Annotated in this window: 23 protein-coding genes and 2 other annotated features; all 23 genes read right to left on the bottom strand. The window is 43.2% G+C overall.

The features are described from left to right. Positions 1–56: 56 nt before the first annotated feature. The 23 genes from rpoB to VP472_RS00595 all read right to left on the bottom strand — a co-directional run bounded on the left by rpoB (position 57) and on the right by VP472_RS00595 (position 22,329). Positions 57–3,638: a DNA-directed RNA polymerase subunit beta gene (gene rpoB, locus VP472_RS00705; protein ID WP_003156440.1), complete on the bottom strand. Its 3,582-nt coding sequence runs from the start codon at positions 3,636–3,638 to the stop codon at positions 57–59. Positions 3,639–3,882: 244 nt separating this feature from the next. Then, positions 3,883–4,488 carry a class I SAM-dependent methyltransferase gene (locus VP472_RS00700; RefSeq protein WP_015388780.1) on the bottom strand — a complete coding sequence of 202 codons (606 nt, stop codon included), beginning with the start codon at positions 4,486–4,488 and terminating at the stop codon, positions 3,883–3,885. A gap of 91 nt (positions 4,489–4,579) precedes the next feature. After that, positions 4,580–4,951: a 50S ribosomal protein L7/L12 gene (gene rplL, locus VP472_RS00695; RefSeq protein WP_003156436.1), complete on the bottom strand. Its 372-nt coding sequence runs from the start codon at positions 4,949–4,951 to the stop codon at positions 4,580–4,582. A gap of 41 nt (positions 4,952–4,992) precedes the next feature. Beyond that, positions 4,993–5,493: a 50S ribosomal protein L10 gene (gene rplJ / locus VP472_RS00690; protein WP_003156433.1), complete on the bottom strand. Its 501-nt coding sequence runs from the start codon at positions 5,491–5,493 to the stop codon at positions 4,993–4,995. A 63-nt stretch (positions 5,494–5,556) separates the two neighbouring features. After that, positions 5,557–5,699, bottom strand: a sequence feature (ribosomal protein L10 leader region). 48 nt (positions 5,700–5,747) lie between these two features. Beyond that, entirely contained in the window at positions 5,748–6,446 is a 699-nt protein-coding gene (rplA, locus tag VP472_RS00685; protein WP_003156431.1) for a 50S ribosomal protein L1, read from the bottom strand. Between the two features lie 94 nt (positions 6,447–6,540). Next, on the bottom strand, positions 6,541–6,966 hold the full coding sequence (gene rplK / locus VP472_RS00680) for a 50S ribosomal protein L11 (RefSeq protein WP_003156430.1): 426 nt from the start codon (positions 6,964–6,966) through the stop codon (positions 6,541–6,543). 167 nt (positions 6,967–7,133) lie between these two features. Next, on the bottom strand, positions 7,134–7,667 hold the full coding sequence (gene nusG, locus VP472_RS00675; protein ID WP_003156423.1) for a transcription termination/antitermination protein NusG: 534 nt from the start codon (positions 7,665–7,667) through the stop codon (positions 7,134–7,136). A gap of 164 nt (positions 7,668–7,831) precedes the next feature. Continuing rightward, positions 7,832–8,011, bottom strand: a complete 180-nt coding sequence (gene secE, locus VP472_RS00670) for a preprotein translocase subunit SecE (protein WP_003156422.1) — start codon at positions 8,009–8,011, stop codon at positions 7,832–7,834. Between the two features lie 32 nt (positions 8,012–8,043). Further along, positions 8,044–8,193, bottom strand: coding sequence for a 50S ribosomal protein L33 (gene rpmG / locus VP472_RS00665; protein WP_003156421.1), 150 nt, complete (start codon positions 8,191–8,193; stop codon positions 8,044–8,046). 85 nt (positions 8,194–8,278) lie between these two features. Then, the gene (sigH, locus tag VP472_RS00660; RefSeq protein ID WP_003156415.1) at positions 8,279–8,935 is read right to left on the bottom strand and encodes an RNA polymerase sporulation sigma factor SigH; all 657 of its coding nucleotides are present in this window, start codon (positions 8,933–8,935) and stop codon (positions 8,279–8,281) included. 62 nt (positions 8,936–8,997) lie between these two features. Then, complete coding sequence (rae1, locus tag VP472_RS00655) at positions 8,998–9,510, bottom strand: ribosome-dependent mRNA decay endonuclease Rae1/YacP (RefSeq protein ID WP_003156414.1); 513 nt, start codon at positions 9,508–9,510, stop codon at positions 8,998–9,000. Positions 9,511–9,516: 6 nt separating this feature from the next. Beyond that, positions 9,517–10,266 carry a 23S rRNA (guanosine(2251)-2'-O)-methyltransferase RlmB gene (rlmB, locus tag VP472_RS00650; protein WP_003156413.1) on the bottom strand — a complete coding sequence of 250 codons (750 nt, stop codon included), beginning with the start codon at positions 10,264–10,266 and terminating at the stop codon, positions 9,517–9,519. Next, positions 10,250–10,681 carry a Mini-ribonuclease 3 gene (locus tag VP472_RS00645; protein WP_003156412.1) on the bottom strand — a complete coding sequence of 144 codons (432 nt, stop codon included), beginning with the start codon at positions 10,679–10,681 and terminating at the stop codon, positions 10,250–10,252. The genes rlmB and VP472_RS00645 overlap by 17 nt, the downstream gene beginning before the upstream one ends. 4 nt (positions 10,682–10,685) lie before the next feature. Further along, a complete protein-coding gene (cysS, locus tag VP472_RS00640) occupies positions 10,686–12,086 on the bottom strand; it encodes a cysteine--tRNA ligase (RefSeq protein ID WP_003156411.1) in 1,401 nt (466 codons plus the stop codon). After that, positions 12,083–12,736, bottom strand: a complete 654-nt coding sequence (cysE, locus tag VP472_RS00635; protein WP_003156410.1) for a serine O-acetyltransferase — start codon at positions 12,734–12,736, stop codon at positions 12,083–12,085. Before cysE ends, cysS begins: the two co-directional genes overlap by 4 nt. Positions 12,737–12,811: 75 nt before the next feature. Further along, positions 12,812–13,045: a binding site (T-box leader), on the bottom strand. A gap of 2 nt (positions 13,046–13,047) precedes the next feature. Continuing rightward, entirely contained in the window at positions 13,048–14,499 is a 1,452-nt protein-coding gene (gene gltX, locus VP472_RS00630; RefSeq protein WP_015388783.1) for a glutamate--tRNA ligase, read from the bottom strand. A gap of 91 nt (positions 14,500–14,590) precedes the next feature. Continuing rightward, the gene (ispF, locus tag VP472_RS00625) at positions 14,591–15,067 is read right to left on the bottom strand and encodes a 2-C-methyl-D-erythritol 2,4-cyclodiphosphate synthase (protein WP_146275999.1); all 477 of its coding nucleotides are present in this window, start codon (positions 15,065–15,067) and stop codon (positions 14,591–14,593) included. Next, entirely contained in the window at positions 15,060–15,758 is a 699-nt protein-coding gene (gene ispD, locus VP472_RS00620) for a 2-C-methyl-D-erythritol 4-phosphate cytidylyltransferase (protein WP_146275997.1), read from the bottom strand. The genes ispF and ispD overlap by 8 nt, the downstream gene beginning before the upstream one ends. A gap of 12 nt (positions 15,759–15,770) precedes the next feature. Then, complete coding sequence (locus VP472_RS00615; protein WP_003156403.1) at positions 15,771–16,871, bottom strand: PIN/TRAM domain-containing protein; 1,101 nt, start codon at positions 16,869–16,871, stop codon at positions 15,771–15,773. Between the two features lie 113 nt (positions 16,872–16,984). Beyond that, a complete protein-coding gene (disA, locus tag VP472_RS00610; RefSeq protein WP_003156401.1) occupies positions 16,985–18,067 on the bottom strand; it encodes a DNA integrity scanning diadenylate cyclase DisA in 1,083 nt (360 codons plus the stop codon). 3 nt (positions 18,068–18,070) lie between these two features. Next, a complete protein-coding gene (gene radA / locus VP472_RS00605) occupies positions 18,071–19,450 on the bottom strand; it encodes a DNA repair protein RadA (RefSeq protein ID WP_014416742.1) in 1,380 nt (459 codons plus the stop codon). Positions 19,451–19,567: 117 nt separating this feature from the next. After that, entirely contained in the window at positions 19,568–20,605 is a 1,038-nt protein-coding gene (locus VP472_RS00600) for a S8 family serine peptidase (protein WP_052587033.1), read from the bottom strand. A 5-nt stretch (positions 20,606–20,610) separates the two neighbouring features. After that, positions 20,611–22,329 (bottom strand): ABC transporter ATP-binding protein, encoded by a 1,719-nt coding sequence (locus VP472_RS00595; protein WP_102421958.1) that lies wholly within the window; start codon positions 22,327–22,329, stop codon positions 20,611–20,613. Between the last annotated feature and the right edge of the window lie 38 nt (positions 22,330–22,367).

Raw genomic sequence — 22,367 nt, 5'->3', positions numbered from 1 at the left:
TACCTCCCTTTTTATCTTCGGATTAACCGATGTCACTTGCCTTTATCAATCAGAGACTATTCTTTCGTTACTGCGTCACGTTCAACGTCTGGAGATGCTGTTTCTTCCGGCGCTTCATCACCTGATAATGCAAGGCCGTCAGCCTGTTTCGCATCTTCCTCGTCTTCTAGATCTCTCATTTCTATTTCTTCTTCATCGCCTGAGAGGATTTTTACGTCCATACCTAAGCTTTGAAGCTCTTTGATCAATACTTTGAATGATTCCGGAACACCAGGCTCTGGAACATTGTCGCCTTTGACGATGGCTTCATATGTTTTCACACGTCCGACCACGTCATCGGACTTCACAGTCAGGATTTCTTGAAGCGTGTAAGCTGCGCCGTAAGCTTCAAGCGCCCAAACCTCCATCTCACCGAAACGCTGTCCGCCGAATTGGGCTTTACCGCCGAGAGGCTGCTGCGTAACAAGTGAGTAAGGACCTGTAGAACGGGCATGAAGTTTATCATCAACCATGTGTGCCAGTTTGATCATGTACATGATTCCGACAGATACACGGTTGTCGAACGGTTCTCCCGTACGGCCGTCATAAAGAACTGTTTTAGCGTCTCTTGACATGCCTGCTTCTTCAAGTGTTTCCCACACATCTTCTTCACGCGCGCCGTCAAATACAGGTGACGCGATGTGAATGCCGAGGTAGCGGGCAGCCATACCCATGTGAAGTTCTAATACCTGACCGATATTCATACGTGATGGTACACCCAGCGGGTTAAGCATGATATCGATCGGCGTGCCGTCAGGAAGGTAAGGCATATCTTCTTCAGGAAGAATCTTCGAGATAACCCCTTTGTTTCCGTGACGTCCGGCCATTTTATCACCTTCAGAAATCTTACGTTTCTGAACGATATATACGCGTACAAGCTGGTTCACTCCCGGAGGAAGTTCGTCGCCGTCTTCACGGTTGAAGACTTTTACGTCGTGGATAATTCCGCCGCCGCCGTGAGGCACACGGAGAGAAGTATCACGGACCTCACGCGCTTTTTCTCCAAAGATCGCATGAAGAAGGCGTTCTTCAGCCGTAAGCTCAGTTACACCTTTAGGCGTTACTTTACCTACGAGAAGGTCTCCGTCGTTGACTTCCGCACCGATACGGATAATTCCGCGGTCATCAAGGTTGCGAAGCGCGTCTTCCCCTACGTTTGGAATATCGCGGGTGATCTCTTCCGGTCCAAGCTTTGTATCACGTGCTTCTGATTCATATTCTTCAATGTGAATAGATGTGTATACATCATCTTTCACAAGGCGTTCACTCATGATGATGGCATCCTCATAGTTGTAACCGTCCCATGTCATGAAGCCGACCATTACGTTGCGGCCGAGAGCAAGTTCACCAAGCTCCATTGAAGGTCCGTCAGCAAGGATTTCTCCTTTGACTACTTCATCGCCGACACTGACGATCGGACGCTGGTTGTAGCACGTACCTTGGTTGGAGCGGACAAATTTCAGCAAGCTGTACTTATCCAGGTTGCCTTTTACTTTTTGGCCGTCAATTTCTTCATAGCGGCGCACCCATACGTTTTTCGCTTCCACCCGTTCTACGATACCAGGGTGTTTACAAATAACGGCTGCACCGGAGTCTTTACCGGATACGTATTCCATACCCGTTCCGACGATCGGAGCTTCCGGCTGCATCAAAGGCACAGCCTGACGCTGCATGTTCGCTCCCATGAGGGCGCGGTTCGAGTCATCGTTTTCCAAGAACGGAATACATGCTGTCGCAGCAGATACAACCTGTTTAGGAGATACGTCCATGTAATCCACGCGGTTGCGGGCTACAACGGTGTTTTCCCCTCTGAAACGCGCTACGATGCTGTCATCCAAGAAAGAACCGTCATCGCTCAGCTTAGCATTCGCTTGGGCTACGACATAGTTATCCTCTTCATCAGCAGTCAGGTAGTCGATTCTAGGCGTTACTTTTCCTGTTTCAGGATCAACGCGGCGGTATGGCGTCTCAATGAAACCAAAGCGGTTTACTTTCGCAAATGATGACAATGAGTTGATCAAACCGATGTTAGGGCCCTCAGGCGTTTCAATCGGACACATACGGCCGTAGTGAGAGTAGTGAACGTCACGTACTTCCATACCTGCGCGCTCACGTGTCAAACCGCCCGGTCCGAGAGCTGACAGACGGCGTTTGTGCGTCAATTCAGCAAGCGGGTTCGTCTGATCCATGAATTGAGAAAGCTGTGAGCTTCCGAAGAACTCTTTAATAGACGCAATAACAGGTCTGATGTTAATCAGCTGCTGCGGCGTAATTGTATTCGTGTCTTGAATAGACATTCTTTCACGTACGACACGTTCCATCCGGCTTAAACCGATACGGAATTGGTTTTGCAGGAGCTCACCTACAGAACGCAGACGGCGGTTTCCGAGATGGTCGATATCATCAGTGTCGCCCACTCCGTGCAGGAGGTTGAAGAAGTAGCTGATAGAAGAAATAATATCAGCAGGCGTAATGTTTTTAATCGCCTCTTCGATGTAAGCATTGCCGATCACATTGATCGTCTGCTCTCCTTCTGCATCAGTAGGAGCATAGATTTTAATGGATTGAAGCATCACTTCATCCTCGACAACGCCGCCGTTAGGATAAAGCTTTCTGAAGCCGATTCCATTTTCTAAGTATGGCAGTACTTTATCAAGTGTTCTTCTGTCAAGAATCTGCCCTTTTTCAGCGAGAATTTCACCGGTTTCCGGATCCACCAGTGTTTCTGCAAGGCGCTGGTTAAACAGGCGGTTCTTGATATGAAGCTTTTTATTAATTTTATAGCGTCCTACATTCGCAAGGTCGTATCGCTTCGGATCGAAGAAACGGGAATCCAGCAAGCTTTTTGCGTTTTCTACTGTAGGCGGCTCTCCGGGACGAAGGCGCTCATAGATTTCAAGAAGCGCTTTGTCACTGTTTTCGGTGTTGTCCTTATCCAGTGTATTGCGGAGATATTCGTTCTCACCAATGAGATCGAGAATCTCTTGGTCGGAACCGAAGCCGAGAGCACGCAAAAGAACCGTAACCGGCAACTTACGTGTGCGATCAATGCGGACATACACAACATCTTTCGCATCAGTTTCGTATTCTAACCATGCGCCACGGTTTGGAATGACAGTCGCGGTAAAACCTTTTTTACCGTTTTTGTCTACTTTACCACTGAAATATACACTTGGAGACCGAACAAGCTGAGATACGATAACACGTTCTGCACCGTTGATGATAAAAGTGCCGGTATCTGTCATAATAGGGAAATCACCCATGAAGACATCCTGGTCTTTTACCTCTCCAGTTTCTTTGTTAATTAAACGAACCTTCACTCTTAGCGGAGCTGAGTAAGTCACATCACGTTCTTTTGACTCTTCAACGGGATACTTAGGATCTCCTAAACTGTAGTCAATGAACTCTAGAGAGAGGTTACCAGTGAAATCCTCAATTGGTGATATGTCTTGAAACATCTCTCTAAGACCCTCATCAAGAAACCACTGATAAGAAGAGGTTTGAATTTCAATGAGATTTGGTAATTCTAACACTTCGCTAATGCGAGCATAGCTTCTGCGCTGGCGGTGTCGTCCATACTGAACTAGTTGACCTGTCAACTGATTCACCCCTCAAATCATGCGTATTATATGTGTAATAAGCATCTCTTACGATAAAGAAATACTTTTACAAGACAAAAGAAAAAAGGGTTTCTAATTAAGAAAACCACATCCAAAAACAAATACCGATTTTATTAGCATTTCCATGTTTGTATAATTTATACATGCACTATGATTATTTGAGCATATCATGCAAAATATATACATTGGCATTTTACAATATTAACATAGCTGAAAATTCAAGTCAAACTTTTTTTGCTTTTATGATATAATAGCCTTTCTTTTTTTGAACTACAGAAACTTCGTCAAAAAGCTCCTTCAGTTTTTCAATGGCAGAAGGCCCGCCCTGTTTTTTCTGTATAACGATCCACAATTCACCTGAAGCCCTTAAATGCTCAGCGCTTTTTTCAAAAATGGCATGGACAACTTTTTTTCCGGCGCGGATTGGGGGGTTTGTAATAATAGAAGCAAATGTTTGAGCAGAATCTATATTTGAAAATAAATCACTCTGATAAATCCGAACGTTTTTTATTCCGTTTTTTTCTGCATTTTCATTTGACAGCTCTACGGCTCTTTCATTCACGTCAATCATGTGCACGGTCCGGTCTGTAAATGCACCGGCGAGCGACAGACCGATCGGGCCGTAACCGCAGCCTGCATCCAGGAAGTCACCATCGATCTCCGGCTCTTCAAACGCTTCAATTAAGACACGCGAACCGAAATCAACTTCCTTTTTCGAGAAAACGCCGCTGTCACTTGTGAATGTATAAGATCTGTTCCGCAGTGTAAATGACCATGTCTGTTTATCGCTTTTAACTGAAGGTTTTTCTGAATAATAGTGTTCACTCATTATTAGAACCTCCTTTTTTAATTGCACTTAAAGAAAAGCAAAGAAAAAGCCCGCCTCATAAAAGCGAGCTTCCCCTACAGGCAAGTGAAGATTACTTAACTTCTACAGAAGCGCCAACTTCTTCAAGTTTAGCTTTAAGCTCTTCAGCTTCTTCTTTCGCAATACCTTCTTTAAGTGGTTTTGGAGTGTTGTCAACAAGTTCTTTAGCTTCTTTCAAGCCAAGACCAGTGATTTCACGAACAACTTTGATAACTTTGATTTTCTGAGAACCTGCACCAGCAAGGATAAGGTCGAATTCGCTTTGCTCTTCAGCAGCGCCGCCAGCAGCAGCTCCGCCAGCTACAGCTACAGGAGCAGCAGCAGTTACGCCAAATTCTTCTTCGATTGCTTTTACTAGGTCGTTCAATTCAAGTACAGTTGCTTCTTTAACGGAAGCAATGATTTCTTCGATATTTAAAGCCATTTGAAATTCCTCCATTTGTTTTATTTTAGGGTAAAATCAGATTAAGCGCCTTGTTCTTCCTTTTGGTCTGCAACTGCTTTAGCTGCTAGTGCAAGGTTGCGAACTGGAGCTTGAAGTACGCTAAGCAACATAGAAAGTAAGCCATCGCGTGAAGGAAGTTCAGCAAGAGCTTTCACTTCTTCAACAGAAGATACTTTTCCTTCGATAACGCCCGCTTTGATTTCCAGAGCTTCGTGATTTTTCGCGAACTCGTTAAGAACTTTTGCCGGAGCGACAACATCTTCAGTACTGAATGCGATCGCATTCGGTCCAGTTAAGACATCATTCAAACCATCAAGTTCAGCTTGTTCAACCGCACGGCGAGTCATTGTGTTTTTGTACACTTTGAACTCTACGTTAGCTTCGCGAAGCTGTTTACGGAGTTCAGTTACTTCAGAAACGTTAAGTCCGCGGTAGTCAACGATGATCGTTGATTTGCTTTCTTTCAGTTTAGAAGCAATCTCTTCAACAACAACTTTTTTTGTATCAATTGCGCTGCTCATGGTTACACCTCCTGTAGATTTTGTGTAACACTTATACCGCTAGGTGATCACGACTGTGACGACGATTTCATATAAAAAGCCTCCATGTGGACATGGAGGCTGTATATACAAGCATACGTAACGTAATAGCTGTGATATATATACACCTCGGCAGGATATTAAGCCTCAACGGCCCCTGCTGTCTACGGTATAAATGACATATTATATTTTACAACATTTTGAATCATATCAGAATGCTGATCTAAAGTCAAATATTATTTTACGTTGAAAGTAGAAGCGTCTACTTTGACACCAGGGCCCATAGTAGAAGTAACGGCAACGTTTTTCACGTAAACACCTTTAGCCGCAGCCGGTTTTGCTTTCAGGATTGTATCATACATTGTTGTGAAGTTCTCAACAAGTTTTTCATCCTCGAAAGAAACTTTTCCGATCGGAACATGGATGTTACCAGCTTTGTCAACGCGGTATTCTACTTTACCAGCTTTGATTTCGCCGATTGCTTTTTCTACTTCGAATGTAACAGTTCCTGTTTTAGGGTTTGGCATAAGACCTTTTGGTCCAAGCACACGACCGATTTTACCGACTTCACCCATCATGTCAGGAGTCGCAACGATTACATCGAATTCGAACCAGCCTTGCTGGATTTTCGCGATGTAATCAGAATCGCCGACGTAGTCTGCACCGGCAGCTTCAGCTTCTTTTGCTTTTTCGCCTTTAGCGAATACAAGCACGCGCTGAGTTTTACCAGTTCCGTTAGGAAGTACAACTGCACCGCGGATTTGCTGATCGTTTTTACGAGGGTCAACCCCTAAACGAAAAGCAACTTCAACTGTAGCGTCGAATTTAGCTGTGTTTGTTTTTTTAGTAAGCGCCACTGCTTCAGCGACGTCGTAAGCTTTCGCACGGTCTACAAGCTTCGCAGCTTCAACGTACTTTTTACCTTTTTTAGCCATTTTAAAATTTCCTCCTTATGTGGTTATAGCGGAATAACCTCCCACGAATAAGGGTTGCGAACTTGTGAAAACTCGCAACCCGACAAGAAACAAATTAATCCTCGATAACGATACCCATACTGCGGGCAGTACCTTCAACCATGCGCATTGCCGCTTCAACGTCTGCTGCGTTTAAGTCAGGCATTTTCGTTTCAGCGATTTCGCGAACCTTATCGCGCTTAACGGTTGCCACTTTATTACGGTTTGGTTCACCAGAACCAGACTCAATTCCAGCTGCTTTTTTAAGTAATACTGCAGCAGGCGGAGTTTTTGTAATAAATGTAAATGAACGGTCTTCGTAAACCGAAATTTCAACAGGAATGATTAAACCAGCTTGGTCAGCTGTACGAGCGTTAAACTCCTTACAGAATCCCATGATATTTACACCGGCTTGACCTAGTGCAGGTCCAACTGGCGGCGCTGGGTTAGCTTTTCCAGCAGGAATTTGCAATTTTACAACTTTTACTACTTTTTTAGCCACGAGACACACCTCCTTAAGTCCGTGATGTGGTAATAGGGTAAACCCTCCCACTCAAGGTTTCATTCTTTATATGAATGACGAAATATCAAGCTAGCTGCCTTGGATTAGTCCAAGACGTACCTTTGCTATATTATCATTAATATATAGCAATTTCAAGTTTTTTCACATTACAATTTGTCGATCTGGGTAAATTCCAGCTCAACCGGCGTTTCACGGCCGAACATGTTAACGAATACTTTCACTTTGCTCTTATCATAATCAATCTCTTCAATTGATCCTGTAAAGTTGGCGAAAGGTCCGTCTATGACTTTGACTGTCTCATTCAATTCAAAATCAATGTCGGTTTTCCGCTCATCCATGCCCATGCGTTTTAAGATGGTTTCCGCTTCGCCAGGAAGAAGCGGAGTCGGCTTTGAGCCTGAACCGGCTGATCCGACGAATCCGGTAACGCCCGGCGTGTTGCGGACCACATACCAGGAATCATCAGTCATGACGATTTCAACAAGCACATAACCCGGGAACACTTTCTTTTTGACTACTTTTTTCTTGCCGTTCTTAATATCAGTCTCTTCCTCTTCAGGGACGACAACGCGGAAAATTTTATCCTGCATTCCCATTGATTCCACACGTTTTTCAAGGTTCGCTTTTACTTTGTTTTCATAACCGGAATACGTATGAACAACATACCAATTCTTTTCCATTCTATCAGGACTCTGCAGTCCTTCCCTCCCCGCATTTAAAAATGAAGTGTAAAACAAAAAATAGGCTCAGAGCCTATGAATCCTTTTTTCAACACAATAAAAAACCCGCTGAACGGGTTTTGGCAAACGATATTATGATCTATTATAGCACGTATTGCTGATCATTATTCAACTATTAAACGAATTAATTGAGAAATTCCTGTATCAAGGAGGGCAAAAAAGATAACAAAAAAGATAACCGTTGAAATCACCGTGATCGTATAGCGCGTTAACTCTTTGCCTTTAGGCCAGCTAACCTTTTTCATTTCTTTCCCAACATCTTTAAAGAAACTCATCATGCGCATGTAAAAGACCTCCACAATTTAAAAAGCGAACACTATTTTGTTTCTAAATGAGCTGTATGTGAATTGCAAGTGCTGCAGTACTTCTTAACTTCTAACCGCTCAGCCGCTGATGCAGAGCTTTTCATTGTCGTATAATTACGATTTCCGCATGTTTTGCATGCCAGCGTAATCTTTTTTCTCATGTCGTTACACCTTTTCCTAAACAATCATTTATCTTAATAAAATAGCACAGTCAGAAAAATTCTGTCAATATGACACAGAAACCTGCTACAGACTGATTTCTCTTATTTCCAAATACTTTTCAAGCTTGCGCTTTACGCGCTGCAGGGCATTATCGATTGATTTTACGTGTCGGTTTAAGTCATCTGAAATTTCCTGGTAACTTCTTCCGTCCAAGTACAGAACAAGCACCTTTCTCTCCAGATCGCTCAGCAGTTCTCCCATTTTCATTTCGATATCATCAAATTCTTCCTGATTAATAATCATCTCTTCAGGATTTAACGTTTTAGCGCCTGAAATGACATCAAGCAGTGTTCTGTCGGATTCTTCATCAAAAATAGGTTTGTCTAAAGAAACATAGGAATTTAAAGGAATGTGTTTCTGACGGGTAGCTGTCTTTATTGCGGTAATAATCTGGCGGGTAATGCATAATTCTGCAAAAGCTTTAAATGAAGTAAGCTTGTCCTCTCTAAAGTCTCGGATAGACTTATATAAGCCTATCATCCCTTCCTGTACAATATCTTCTCTGTCGGCCCCTATTAAAAAATAAGACCTTGCTTTCGCCCGTACAAAATTACGGTACTTCGTAATCAAGTAATCTAACGCATCACTGTCCCCAACATGAACCTTTTCAATGACCTGCTCGTCCTCCAACTGGCAAAATTGCACTTTGTTGAACTTTCCCTTGCTGTTCTGTAGATTCACTGCGATCCCCCCGGCGCACGTAGATAGAAATATTATACATTAATGGGCGAAAAAGCGTCAACCTAATCCAGACCGCCTCGGCGCCACTTTTCAAACGTTTTCAAAACCTCTTCGGACAGCTCGATTTTACCCGGCGGTTTTTCAGAAGTGATCTTTGAAACCCGCCTTTGAATCCGCCGTTCTATCGTATCCACTTCCCTCAGAAGCTCCCGGGCGGATTTGCGGAGAGCCCCTTGTCCGAAAATCGCCCACTGCTCCGTATAATCGGAGGTTGCGACATGAATCTGTGTCGCAATATTATTCAGCGCCTGGGCAAGCTTCTCGATCCGCTCATCCGCCGTCTCATTCTCCCGTGTAAAAATCACTTCGACTCTGTGATTCGTTTGTTTTTTCTCTATGCCTTTTACCAGATGTGCGTCAAACACCACAATGACTCTGATTCCCGTGTAGGACTGATATTCCGCCATCTTCTGGATCAGTACATCTCTCGCTTCTTCAAAACTGTTCGCTTTTAAATCCTTTAGCTGCGGCCAAGCTCCAATCATGTTGTATCCGTCTACTAACAGGATGTCCATCTGTCTTCATTCCCCTAAAGGATTGCGCTTCCGGTAGACTTCATACATGAGAAGGCCGGCCGCTACCGACGCATTCAGAGACGTGACTTTTCCGGCCATCGGAAGTTTAATGAGAAAATCACATTTCTCTTTCACAAGCCGGCCCATTCCTCTGCCTTCGCTTCCGATAACGAGCGCCAAAGGCATCTTGCCGTCCATAGAGCGGTAGTCTTCCCGGGCGGATGCATCCGTTCCGACGACCCAAATCCCCCGCTCCTTCATTTCATCAAGTGTCCGGGCAAGGTTGGTCACCTTCACGACGGGAATGTGTTCAATCGCACCGGTCGAAGCTTTTGCGACCGTCGACGTCAGTCCGACCGCTCTGCGTTTCGGAATCACAATGCCGTGTGCACCGACAGCGTCAGCCGTTCTCATGATGGAACCGAGATTATGAGGGTCTTCCAGCTCGTCCAATATGAGAAAGAAAGGCTGTTCGTTTCTCTCTTCCGCTCTTTTATATAATTCGTCTAATTGTGCATATTCATATGCCGCCACCTGGGCGACAACACCCTGATGCTGCCCCTCCACCATCTGATCAAGTTTTTTCCTCGGTACAAATTGAATGGTGACGCCGCGCTTTTTAGCAAGCTCCATAACTTGCTGCGCCTGTCCTTTTACTGTGTTTTCCGCCATCCATAACTTATACAGCTTGCGATCTGACTTTAACGTCTCAATCACAGCGTTTTTTCCTATGACGTAATCATGTTGCTGACTCATTTGTTTTCCTCCCTGACGTCCCGACTTGTATAGCCTCAGCAATCAGCTGATTCAGTCTTTCTTCTCTTTTCTCAAGAAAAAGGTATCCGAGTAAAGCCTCAAAAGCTGTACTATGGCGGTACGTCTGTACATCTGTGTTTTTAGGCGTCGTCCCTGATTTCGCGTTTCTGCCTCTTCTCAGCACGGCTTCCTCTTCCTCCGTGAAAAAGGATTCGTCCTGAAGGCGGAACAATATGTCTGCCTGTGATTTTGCCGATACAATCCGGCTCGCCTTCTTATGAAGGTCATTCGGTTTCGTAAAGCCCTGCTTAAGCAGGTGATGCCGGACGTATATTTCAAAAATGGCATCACCCATATAAGCGAGCGCAAGACCGTTTAACTGCTTTGAATCTTTGATTTGTTCAAATTGAAGCATCCGCTTATTCTCCCCGCTTCCAGCGAGTTCCCTGGGCCGTATCTTCAAGAATGATATTCATGCTTTTCAGCTGATCGCGAATCTGGTCTGACAAAGCAAAATCGCGATTGCGGCGGGCTTCATTTCTCTTCTCAATCAACTCTTCAATCTCTTCGTCGACAAGCTCTTCTTCGCCGAGCGTAAGTCCGAGAACAGATCCGATTCTGTCAAACATGCTGATAAAGGCTTTAATCACGTGATCCGCCGTATTGTCTTCCTGCATGTAGTAATTGGCGAGCTTCGCCAGATCAAACCAAACGGAAATCGCATTCGCCGTATTAAAATCATCATCCATTGCTTCTTCAAACGCAGTGCGGTGCTCTTCGATTTTAGCGAGCCATTCCTCATCATTGTCAGTCAGATTCGTGCTGCTAATCAAACGATGGTTTAAATTACTGTATGCCGTCTTCAGGCGGTTAAACGCGTTTTTTGTTTTCTCAAGCAGCTCTTCCGAATAGTTGATCGGGTGGCGGTAATGAACGGACAGCATGAAAAATCTCAAAAGCTGCGGGTCATATTGCTTAATGATATCGTGCACCAAAACAAAGTTGCCGAGCGATTTTGACATTTTCTCATTATCGATATTGATATATCCGTTATGAAGCCAGTATTTTGCGAATGTCTTGCCTGTTAATGCTTCAGATTGCGCGATTTCGTTTTCATGGTGCGGGAATGTCAGGTCCTGACCGCCGGCGTGAATATCGATTTCGTCACCCAAATACTTTTTCACCATTGCGGAGCATTCAATATGCCAGCCCGGGCGGCCTTTTCCCCAAGGGCTATCCCATGAAATTTCTCCGTCCTTAGCAGCTTTCCAAAGCGCAAAGTCCAGCGCATCCTCTTTCTTCTCGCCGACACGGATACGCGCGCCTGATCTGAGTTCATCAATTGATTGCTGAGATAGCTTGCCGTAGCCTTCGAAGGCCCTTGTTTTGAAATAGACGTCGCCTTCTGATTCATAAGCGTAACCTTTTTTAATCAGCTCGCTGACAAATTCAATAATGGCGTCCATGTTTTCCATGACCCGGGGGTGAAGATCCGCTTTCCGGCATCCGAGGGCGCCCACGTCTTCAAAATACGCTTTAATGAACCGTTCAGAAACGGTCGGGACGTCCTCGCCGAGCTCGTTGGCCGCCTTAATCAGTTTGTCGTCAACATCGGTGAAATTCGATACGTATTGAACATCGTATCCTTTATACTCCAAATAGTTGCGTACGGTATCATACACAATCGCCGGACGGGCGTTTCCGATATGAATATAGTTGTATACAGTCGGTCCGCACACGTACATTTTTACTTTGCCTTCCTCAAGAGGAACGAATGTTTCTTTTTTCCGTGTCAATGTATTATAAAGTGTAATGGTCATTTTTGGTTGATCCTTTCTTTTTTATCTTCCAGTTCAGCCTGCAGTTCAAAAATCTGCTGCTCCAATGCTCTAAACCGGTCAGCAACCGGATCGGGCAAGTCTTGGTGATTGAGATCGCGTTTGATTTTTCTTCCGTTCTGAATGACGACTTTCCCCGGTATGCCGACAACGGTCGAAAAGTCGGGAACATCACGAAGCACAACGGAGCCGGCCCCTACTTTAGAACCCTGCCCGACCGTAATAGAGCCGAGCACCTTCGCTCCGGTTGCAATTAAAGCATCATCTTTTATGGTCGGATGCCGCTTTCCCTTTTCTTTTCCCGTCCCACCAAGAGTGACACCTTGGAATACCGTCACGTTATTGCCGATTTCACATGTTTCCCCTATGACGACCCCCATACCGTGATCAATGAAAAACCTTCTCCCGATGGTCGCGCCGGGATGGATTTCAATTCCGGTAAAGAAACGGGCAATCTGTGATATCAGGCGCGCCAGGAAGAAAAATCTCCGTTTATATAAAGCATGTGCAATCCGATGCGCCCATATAGCATGTAAACCAGAATAAGTTAAAACAACTTCGAAATAGCTTCTTGCTGCCGGATCTTGATCGAACACTGTATCTATGTCTTCTTTTAGCATTTTAAAAAACACATGCTTCCCCCCATTCTCTCCCCGCTCCAGTCTGTTTTTCCGCCTATAAAAAAAAGCGCCTCTGCATGTAAACATGACAGAGACGCTTTTACCGCGCGGTTCCACTCTGTTTGAAAAACAAGTCACTGTTTTCCCAACTTAAAAGCCGGTAACGGCGGCGGCCGCCTTTAAATACTGATTTCCGCAGAAATGTTCTTCAAAGGTCTTAAGGGCGCACTTCTAAAACATGACGCATGAATCTCTCTCAGCCGACGAAGATTCTTTCTGTAATGGTCATTGTTTTATACTCTTCCCTGTCAACAATCGTATATTTAAATGCTTTTCAGGCGTCTGACGGCTGTTTCTCTGCCGATCAGCTCAATGGCCTGCGGAAGCTCCGGACCGTGTGTCTGACCGGTAACCGCTACACGAATCGGCATGAACAGCTTTTTGCCTTTATGGCCTGTTTCTTTCTGAACAGCTTTGATTGAGGCTTTGATCAGCTCAGGCGTAAATTCTTCAAGCTCTTCAAGCTTCGCAGCAAATACGCTGAGCACTTCAGGCACCTGTTCTTCTTCCAGAACGGCTTTTGCCTCTTGATTATACTCGATCTCATCTTTAAAGAACAAATCAGTCAGCTCGACAATTTCAGCGCCGTAGCTCAATTGCTCATGGTAAAGAGAGATTAATTTACGAACCCATTCCTGTTCTTCGGCAGAAAGCTCAGTGCCGACTTTTCCTGCTTTTTGCAGGTGCGGCAGGGTCAGCTCAACCACTTGATCAAGATCCAGCGCTTTGACGTATTGGTTGTTGACCCATTTCAGTTTATGCATATCAAACAGAGCCGGTGACTTAGACAAACGATTTACATCAAAAATTTCAATGAATTGTTCTCTTGTGAAAAGCTCTTCTTCACCGACGGGAGACCAGCCGAGAAGTCCGATAAAGTTAAACAGCGCTTCAGGCAGGTAACCCAGCTCATCATACTGCTCAATAAACTGGATAATTGATTCATCACGTTTACTTAATTTTTTGCGGCTTTCGTTTACGATAAGCGTCATATGTCCGAAGACAGGAATATCCCAGCCGAATGCCTGGAAAATCATGATCTGTTTCGGTGTATTTGAAATGTGATCCTCACCGCGGAGCACGTGCGTCATTTTCATTAAGTAATCGTCAATCGCGACAGCAAAGTTATACGTCGGTGTTCCGTCTTTTTTGACGATGACAAAGTCGCCGATGCCGTCTGATTCAAAAGAAATCTCGCCTTTTACGATATCGTTAAATGCGATGATTTTCCCTTCCGGCACGCGGAAACGGATGCTCGGCTGTCTGCCTTCGGCTAAAAACTGCTCCTGCTCTTCCTGAGTCAGGTTTCTGTGTTTGCCGGAATAGCGCGGCATTTCCCCGCGGGCGATTTGCTCTTCACGTTCTTTCTCAAGTTCTTCTTCCGTACAGAAACATTTATAAGCTAGCCCTTTTTCAAGAAGCTCTTCATAGTACTCTTTGTAAATGTCGTTACGCTCAGACTGGCGGTACGGGCCGTATTCTCCGCCGACATCCACACTTTCATCCCAGTCCATGCCGAGCCATTTCAAATAGTTGAGCTGGCTTTGCTCTCCGCCTTCAATATTTCGCTTTTTGTCCGTATCCTCAATCCGGATAATAAACTTTCCGCCTTGGCTGCGGGCAAATAAATAGTTAAAAAGCGCCGTTCTGGCGTTACCGATATGCAAATGTCCGGTCGGACTCGGTGCATAACGAACGCGTACTTCATTTCCCATGTTCAAATACTTCCTTTCATCTCGTCTGTAGCCTCTAGCCGAATATATGTATCTATTCTACCACCAAATAGACCCGGCATCAAAACAATGATCAGGCTTTTTGGATCAGAACGGTTGCCTGAGCGGCAATTCCTTCGGCTCTTCCGGTAAACCCGAGCTTTTCGGTCGTCGTCGCTTTTACGTTTACTTGAGAGACGTCCGCCTCAAGGCCTTCAGCTATCCGTTTTCTCATAGCATCAATATGCGGCGCCATTTTCGGCTTTTGCGCAATAATCGTGCAGTCTATATTTCCGAGTACGTACCCTTTTTCTTTTACAATGTTCCAGACATGCTGAAGCAGCTTAAAAGAATCCGCATCCTTGAATTCCAGATCAGTATCCGGGAAATGTTTGCCGATATCTCCTTCACCTGCCGCTCCGAGACACGCGTCTGCGACTGTATGCAGCAATACATCAGCATCTGAATGTCCGAGCAGCCCCTTTTCATAAGGAATTTCAATTCCGCCGATGATGAGAGGACGGCCTTCCGTTAATTGATGCACATCAAATCCTTGTCCGATTCTAAACATTATGATTCCCACTTTCCGCTTTCATGATTGCTTCCGCAAATATCAGGTCATCCGGCGTTGTCAGCTTAATATTGGTATAGCTGCCTTCAACGATACTCACCTGATATCCATCAAGACGCTCGACGAGGCTGGCGTCATCCGTACCTAAGAAGCCTTTGTTTTCCGCTTCCATATGCGCCGTCTTCAATAAAGAAAGACGAAAAGCTTGCGGCGTTTGAACGGCCCACAAGCTTGAACGGTCAAAGGTCTCCGCAACCCGGGAGCCTTCCGCCCGTTTTATCGTGTCTTTCACAGGAACAGCCAGGACAGCCGCTCCTGCCTCCTCTGCTGTTTCAACGAGCTTATCGATATGCTGATGTGTGACAAACGGGCGCGCTCCGTCATGAACAAGGACGACCGATTCCTTATCAATCACTTTCAGTCCTTCGTATACACTGTGCTGACGCTCCGCACCTCCGGTAACAAGCTCAACTTCCGTCTGAATCGGAAATTGGGCCAGCAGCTGGCGAAAATCTTCCCGTTCACTCTCGTTTATCACCAGGATTATTTTCTGACAGGGTGCGTGGCTTTCAAAAACCCGCAGTGTGTGCATAATAACAGGCGCACCTTTTAAGCTGATGAACAGCTTATTTTTCCCGGCTTTCATCCGTTTTCCTTGTCCGGCAGCCGGAATAACGACAACATACTCCATATGAACTCCCTCTTAAAGAGCTTTCTCAAGCAGCTTGGGCTTGGCAAAAATCATTCGTCCCGCCGCTGTCTGCAGTACGCTGGTTACGAGCACATCAATATGTTTCCCTATATAATTGCGGCCTTCTTCCACAACAATCATCGTGCCGTCATCCAAGTAAGCCACACCTTGATTATGCTCTTTCCCGTCCTTAATCACCTGCACATTCATCTCTTCGCCCGGAAGCACAACCGGCTTCACCGCGTTTGCAAGGTCATTAATATTCAGTACTGCAACCTTTTGAAGCTCGCATACTTTATTTAAATTAAAATCATTCGTCACAACGACACCGGATGTCAGCTTCGCAAGTTTGACAAGCTTGCTGTCAACCTCCTGAATGTCTTCGAAGTCGCCTTCATAAATTTCAACCGTAATATCCAGTTCCTTTTGAATGCGATTCAAGATATCCAGTCCGCGGCGTCCTCTGTTACGTTTTAAAACATCTGAAGAATCAGCGATATGCTGTAATTCCTCCAGCACAAATTGAGGAATGACAATGACGCCTTCTAAAAAGCCCGTCTGACAAATATCTGCAATTCTCCCATCAATAATAACACTTGTATCCAAGATTTTCAGCCTTTTATCCTGTTCTTCCTGCTCCTCATCAGCACTTCCCTTTTTCTTCTGCATTCTTGCAGAAATGGAGAAAAGACTGATCAGTTCATCCTTTTTCTTAAATCCGACTTGGAAGCCCAGATAACCGAGAAAGAAAGCCAGAAAGACCGGAATGATGGTGCTGAATATACGGTACGGAATATTGTCCAGCGGAATCACGTTTACAATGAGATATGCGATGATAAGTCCAAAAACCAATCCGAGACTCCCGAATAACAGATCCGGCACCGGAGCTCTCAGCAAAGAATCTTCAATCCATTTTACCCAATTAATCACATATTCTGTCGTCCATATACTGATGAGAAAAAAGATAATAGCACCAATTGCAGCAGACGTATATGCGTTTGTTATTAAAGGTATGTCCTGTATATTTGACAGCACAAACAATTCAGGTATTAAAAAGATACCGACAACGCCGCCCACAATAATGAAGAACGCCTGAACTATTCGTTTTAACATACCTCCACCTCCTTTTAAGTAGCATTTTTTCAGCAGACTGTCAGAGCCTACAAATTCAGAATAAACAAAAACTAACAATAATATACCCGGATTCCGACAGGTTTAAGCGATACTTAAAGCTGTCTATCTATATAGTGTTTTTCCTGAAGGCGTTTTAAGCCTTTTTTGATTTTTTGGGCGCGCACTTCGCCGATACCCTCGACATCATCAAGCTCTTCTACAGTGGCTTCCGTTATGCTTGGCAAAAATCCGAACGCCTCAACCACATTTTCAACAATCGGCATCGGCAGACGCGGAATTTTGTTCAGCAGCCTGTATCCTCTCGGGAGCACATAATCATCAAGATTCGTAGAAGCCGGATATCCAAGCAGTTTAAACAGAATGGAATCATCAAGCAGATCATAGCTGGACATATCCTGAAGCTCTTTTAACAGCACGAACGGATCTTTGATTTTTTCTTTGACATAGTCTTTGATGAAAAGTGCCGCCTCTTCTTCCATGTCCGTAATCAGTTCAATCACCTGCAGACGGATTAAGTGTCCTTCCGTTCCGAGTTCTTTAATATACATATTGATTTCATTTTTTATTCGAAGCACCATTTCATACCGATGCATGACAGACAGCACGTCACTGAATGTCACAAGCTCCTCAAACTCTAATGCGTTTAAAGCCGTAATCGTTTTGTCTAAAATGGTTTTATACTTCTCGAGCGTTTGAATCGCCTGATTTGCCTTTGTTAAAATAAAACCTATGTCCTTTAGTGTGTACTTCATGCTGTCCTGATATAACGTAATGACATTTCTGCGCTCAGAAATGGCGATGACGAGACAGCCGGTCTGCTTCGCCACCCGTTCCGCCGTACGGTGCCTCATTCCCGTTTCTGAAGAAGAAATGGTCGCCTCCGGCATAAGCTGCGTATTCGCATAAAGAATTTTCTGGCCGGAATCACTTAAAATAATGGCACCGTCCATTTTGGCCAGCTCGTATAAGTGAGCGGGCGCAAATGATGTATTAATATGAAAACCGCCATCCACGACTTGCTTTACCTTATCATTGTATCCGACAACAATCAGGCCGCCTGTATTTGCCCGAAGTACATTCTCTATCCCGGCTCTGAGCGGGGTGCCCGGTGCAACGAACTGCAGAATTGCAGACAGGTCAAGCTCTTGTTTCGCCCCTTTTTTCTCTTTTTCCATCTATTATGATCCTCCTAATGAAGTACGAAGCGCTTCTGCAACATTTGCTACTCCGACAACCTCAATCCCTTTTGGTATTGTCCACCCGTCTGCATTCGCCTCAGGTATGATCATGCGCTTGAAGCCGAGTTTTGCCGCTTCTTTTACGCGCTGTTCGATTCTTGACACCCTGCGGACTTCTCCTGTCAGTCCCACTTCACCGATAAAGCAATCTGCGGGATTCGGCGGTGTATCTCTGAAGCTTGAGGCAATGCTGACGGCTACTGCCAAATCAATCGCCGGTTCATCCAGTTTGACCCCGCCGGCGACCTTTAAATATGCATCTTGATTTTGAAGCAAAAGACCCACCCGCTTCTCAAGCACAGCCATAATTAACGACACCCTGTTGTGGTCAATGCCTGTAGCCATACGGCGCGGGTTTCCAAAACTGGTCGGTGATATGAGCGCCTGGATTTCAACCAGGATCGGTCTCGTTCCTTCCATTGACGCAACGATACTCGAGCCCGATGCCCCGGCAGAACGCTCTTCCAAGAAAATTTCAGAAGGGTTCAGCACTTCCGTAAGCCCCTCTTCCCGCATTTCAAAGATGCCCATTTCATTTGTTGAGCCGAACCGGTTTTTTACAGCCCGCAAAATACGGAATGTATGGTGCCGCTCTCCTTCAAAGTATAGAACGGTATCGACCATGTGCTCAAGCAATCTCGGCCCTGCGATCGATCCTTCTTTTGTGACGTGTCCGACGATAAAAATAGGTATGCCGTTTGTTTTCGCGATTTTCATCAATTCGGCCGTACACTCTCTTACTTGCGATACACTGCCGGGAGCTGAGGTGATATCACTTTGGTAAACGGTCTGAATGGAGTCTACGACAACAAATGCGGGTTTCATCTCTTGTATAGCAGACGAAATATACTCCATATCGGTTTCAGATAAAACATGTAACATTTGGCTGTTGATTCCAAGTCTGTCGGCACGCAGCTTCGTTTGCTTCACGGATTCCTCCCCTGAAATGTAAAGCACGCTGCCGGCTGTATCTGCTAATTGTGCGGATACTTGGAGAAGGAGCGTTGATTTTCCGATCCCGGGATCGCCGCCGATCAATACTAACGAGCCTTTCACAACGCCGCCGCCAAGCACTCTGTTGAATTCTTCGAGCTTTGTGTGAACGCGGGGTTCTTCTGATGTTTCAATTGATGTAATGGGTGATGGTTTCTGGACGGTTTGAACGGAGTGGGAGAAAGCCGCCCGCCGATTCGCCGGCGCTTTTTTTATGGTTTCTTCCACCATTGTATTCCAAGCCCCGCAGCCCGGGCACTTTCCCATCCATTTTGCGGATTCATAACCGCATGAGTGGCAGATGAATTTTGTTTTTGATTTAGCCATATATGAATCTTCCTCTTACTATAAAATTAAGACATACCGTAATATATGTATGTCTTTAAAAAGTTCGTGCTGTGTATTGTTTTTACGACAGAATAATGATCTGTAGTTTTATTATATTCAATAGTTATCGATAAGCATTAAACTATTGTATGCATTTACAATTCGAGTTCCCGCTTCATTTACCTCTTTAAAATTTTGAGAGTTTGAAACAGCTCCTCTTATAAGGAGCTTTAATACATCTTCAAATTCATATTTCTTTTTATTCTTTTTTAATTTTGATAAAATTAATCCTATTGTGGCTGTAACTTGAGCAGTTGCGATGCTTGTTCCATAAGTTAGGTCATAACCTCTTGGTAGATCCAATGCTTTTCCGATAACAGAAGGTTCTTTAGCTAACGGAAATGTGGTTAAAACCATTTGCCTTATATCAAAAATTTTATTTGTATTCCAAGAGTCTCCTAACTCTCCCCCATAGCCACATATAGTTATGCAATCTCCATAATTAGAGTAATTAACTAAATCCATATTTTTCTTTACAGAGGCTACACCTACAACACCGTCTAGAGAAGCAGGCATTATATATAAATCGCCCGTCTTATATTCTGAATTATACTTGAAAACTTTCCGTTGATCGTTTCCAATGGATGATACTATAAATGTATTCATATCCAACAGTTTCTTAACAATTTTATTATATTCTCTTATTTCAACTAAATCTTTCTGGTTTTTTAGAGCATTATATGCCCCTAAACTTAAGTTAATTATATCTACATTTTCATCATATGCCTTATAGAGAGCTTGTAATACAAAACTTGCACTTGAAGACTTATCCCTTATAACTTTGTATGGGATAATTTTTAACTCAGGACCGATTCCTAATAATCTTCCATTAGCTGCAATGATTCCAGCAATTTGAGTACCATGACCAATTTTATCATCAATTGAATCGTCTATAAAAGACATTGCTTTTTCCAAAAGAATGTTCTCTTTTAAATCTGGATGATCCGTATCAATACCGCTATCTATAATTGCTATTTTAACATCTTGACTCCCTTTTTCTGAATAAAAGGTTTTCCCATTGTCTGTTACTAAATCTACAGCCCATCCCCACTTTTGATATAAATCAGCGTTTTGTATTAACTCTATAGTTTTCATTAAATCTACTTAACCTCCGATAGGTCAAACTGTAGATCTACTAACCTTTTATATAAAGGATGCATTTCATATAGATCTTTATGAGTACCTGACCCAGAAACACGACCATTTTCTAGTATAATGATATTGTCCGCAGTTAATATTGTAGATAATCTATGCGCAATAACCAAACTAGTTTTCTCCCCCATTAAGTAGTCTAGAGTTTTTTTGATTATTTCCTCTGAATGACTATCTAGATTCGATGTTGCTTCATCCAACAATAATAGTTTGGGATCTCTAAGAATTACCCGAGCTATTGCAATTCTTTGTCTTTGTCCAGCAGACAATTTCATCCCCTTTTCTCCAACTTCAGTGTGTATTCCCTTAGAGAAACCTCCAACATCTTTTTTTAAATACGTTCTTTCAAGAACACTATCTATTTGTTCCTTTGTAAAATCACCCTTTGTTCCGTATAATATATTGTCTAGTATGGTTCCATCGATTATTGGAGTCTCCTGAGTTACATAACCAATTTGTTTTCTCCACTCTTGTAATTCATATTCAGAAATTAATTTATTATTTAAAAAAATCCCTCCATTTTTAGGCTCATATAAACGCTCTAACAGGGAAAATATAGTGGTTTTTCCTGCTCCACTGGGGCCAACTAAGGCTGTAACAGTACCTGGTTTCAAACTAAAGGATATATCTTTTAAAGTTTCCTTCTCCTCGTTATAGCTAAAACTTACATTTTTAAAAAGTATGTTGGTATTAGGTTCGCTGTATTTCAGCCCTTCTTTTTTTTCTACTTCTTTATTGAATATTAGATCATTAACTCTGTTAATTGCCCCTAATGACTTTTTATAAGTAACAAAAAACTCCCCAATAGAACTCACAGGAATTATTATTTGAATCAAATACATTATAAACGCCATCAAATCCCCGCTTGTTAAAGTATGTGATGAAACTCTATAACCCCCATACATAATTATACTAACAATAATCAGCATTAAAACTAAACTAATCAGTGGCGTTAATATAGAAAAAATTTTCGCTTCTTTTATTGACTCTCTATAGATGTGTGTAGCATTTTCAATACCTTTTTTTTCTTCATGGCTTTCTGTATTGGATATCTTTATTAATTTAATATTATCCAAAACTCGGTTCAAAAAAGATGTTAAAGATCCCACATAATGTTGTTGTCTCTGGGATATCGAAAGAACTTTTCCGCCCATTGGTAATAAAAATAATGATATTAAAGGTATTGATACAATTAAAACTAAAGTTAATCTCCAATCCAAAACTATCAATATTATTATCGAACCAATAACAGCTATAATACCAGATATAAAAGATATTAAATCGCTTCCAAAGAAATCTTTAATAATTAAGGTATCATTAGTTATTTTGCTTATAATATCCCCAGATTTGTTTTTCTCAAAAAAACCCATATTAAAAGTGAATATTTTTTTGATACCCTTCACCCGTATAGATTTGACTACTTTTTGTCCAATGCGGTTCAAGAGATACAATAAAATACCTGAAAGAAAGGTTTGGAATAGTAATACTAGAGTTAAAACAATAATCTTAGTAAAATCAAGACCTTTTGAAAAACTATCCACCAACTCCCTTGTAAGAAGTGGTATTGATAAGCTAAATGCTGTCTCTAGTAAACTCAATAGTAAACATATCATCAATACATATTTCGGTAATTCTATAACCTTTAATAACTTGTAAACTTGTTTCACAATATCACCACAAATTTGAATTTTGTAAGCCTTCTAAA

The sequence above is a fragment of the Bacillus sp. MT(2024) genome, from assembly GCF_036362845.1.
GTDB classification, from domain to species: Bacteria; Bacillota; Bacilli; order Bacillales; family Bacillaceae; genus Bacillus; species Bacillus velezensis.
The sequence above is the reverse complement of the archived record's forward strand: the minus strand, read 5'-3'. Positions and strand labels throughout refer to the sequence as shown.

What these genes read in the sequence shown, in the direction of transcription:
- VP472_RS00700 (WP_015388780.1), bottom strand. Translation starts at nt 4,488, where the DNA reads ATGAGTGAACACTATTATTCAGAAAAACCTTCAGTTAAAAGCGATAAA.
- rplL (WP_003156436.1), bottom strand. Translation starts at nt 4,951, where the DNA reads ATGGCTTTAAATATCGAAGAAATCATTGCTTCCGTTAAAGAAGCAACT.
- rplJ (WP_003156433.1), bottom strand. Translation starts at nt 5,493, where the DNA reads ATGAGCAGCGCAATTGATACAAAAAAAGTTGTTGTTGAAGAGATTGCT.
- rplA (WP_003156431.1), bottom strand. Translation starts at nt 6,446, where the DNA reads ATGGCTAAAAAAGGTAAAAAGTACGTTGAAGCTGCGAAGCTTGTAGAC.
- nusG (WP_003156423.1), bottom strand. Translation starts at nt 7,667, where the DNA reads ATGGAAAAGAATTGGTATGTTGTTCATACGTATTCCGGTTATGAAAAC.
- secE (WP_003156422.1), bottom strand. Translation starts at nt 8,011, where the DNA reads ATGCGCATGATGAGTTTCTTTAAAGATGTTGGGAAAGAAATGAAAAAG.
- rpmG (WP_003156421.1), bottom strand. Translation starts at nt 8,193, where the DNA reads ATGAGAAAAAAGATTACGCTGGCATGCAAAACATGCGGAAATCGTAAT.
- rae1 (WP_003156414.1), bottom strand. Translation starts at nt 9,510, where the DNA reads ATGGACATCCTGTTAGTAGACGGATACAACATGATTGGAGCTTGGCCG.
- rlmB (WP_003156413.1), bottom strand. Translation starts at nt 10,266, where the DNA reads ATGAGTCAGCAACATGATTACGTCATAGGAAAAAACGCTGTGATTGAG.
- VP472_RS00645 (WP_003156412.1), bottom strand. Translation starts at nt 10,681, where the DNA reads ATGCTTCAATTTGAACAAATCAAAGATTCAAAGCAGTTAAACGGTCTT.
- cysS (WP_003156411.1), bottom strand. Translation starts at nt 12,086, where the DNA reads ATGACCATTACACTTTATAATACATTGACACGGAAAAAAGAAACATTC.
- gltX (WP_015388783.1), bottom strand. Translation starts at nt 14,499, where the DNA reads ATGGGAAATGAAGTACGCGTTCGTTATGCACCGAGTCCGACCGGACAT.
- ispF (WP_146275999.1), bottom strand. Translation starts at nt 15,067, where the DNA reads ATGTTTAGAATCGGACAAGGATTTGATGTGCATCAATTAACGGAAGGC.
- ispD (WP_146275997.1), bottom strand. Translation starts at nt 15,758, where the DNA reads ATGGAGTATGTTGTCGTTATTCCGGCTGCCGGACAAGGAAAACGGATG.
- VP472_RS00615 (WP_003156403.1), bottom strand. Translation starts at nt 16,871, where the DNA reads ATGTTAAAACGAATAGTTCAGGCGTTCTTCATTATTGTGGGCGGCGTT.
- disA (WP_003156401.1), bottom strand. Translation starts at nt 18,067, where the DNA reads ATGGAAAAAGAGAAAAAAGGGGCGAAACAAGAGCTTGACCTGTCTGCA.
- radA (WP_014416742.1), bottom strand. Translation starts at nt 19,450, where the DNA reads ATGGCTAAATCAAAAACAAAATTCATCTGCCACTCATGCGGTTATGAA.
- VP472_RS00600 (WP_052587033.1), bottom strand. Translation starts at nt 20,605, where the DNA reads ATGAAAACTATAGAGTTAATACAAAACGCTGATTTATATCAAAAGTGG.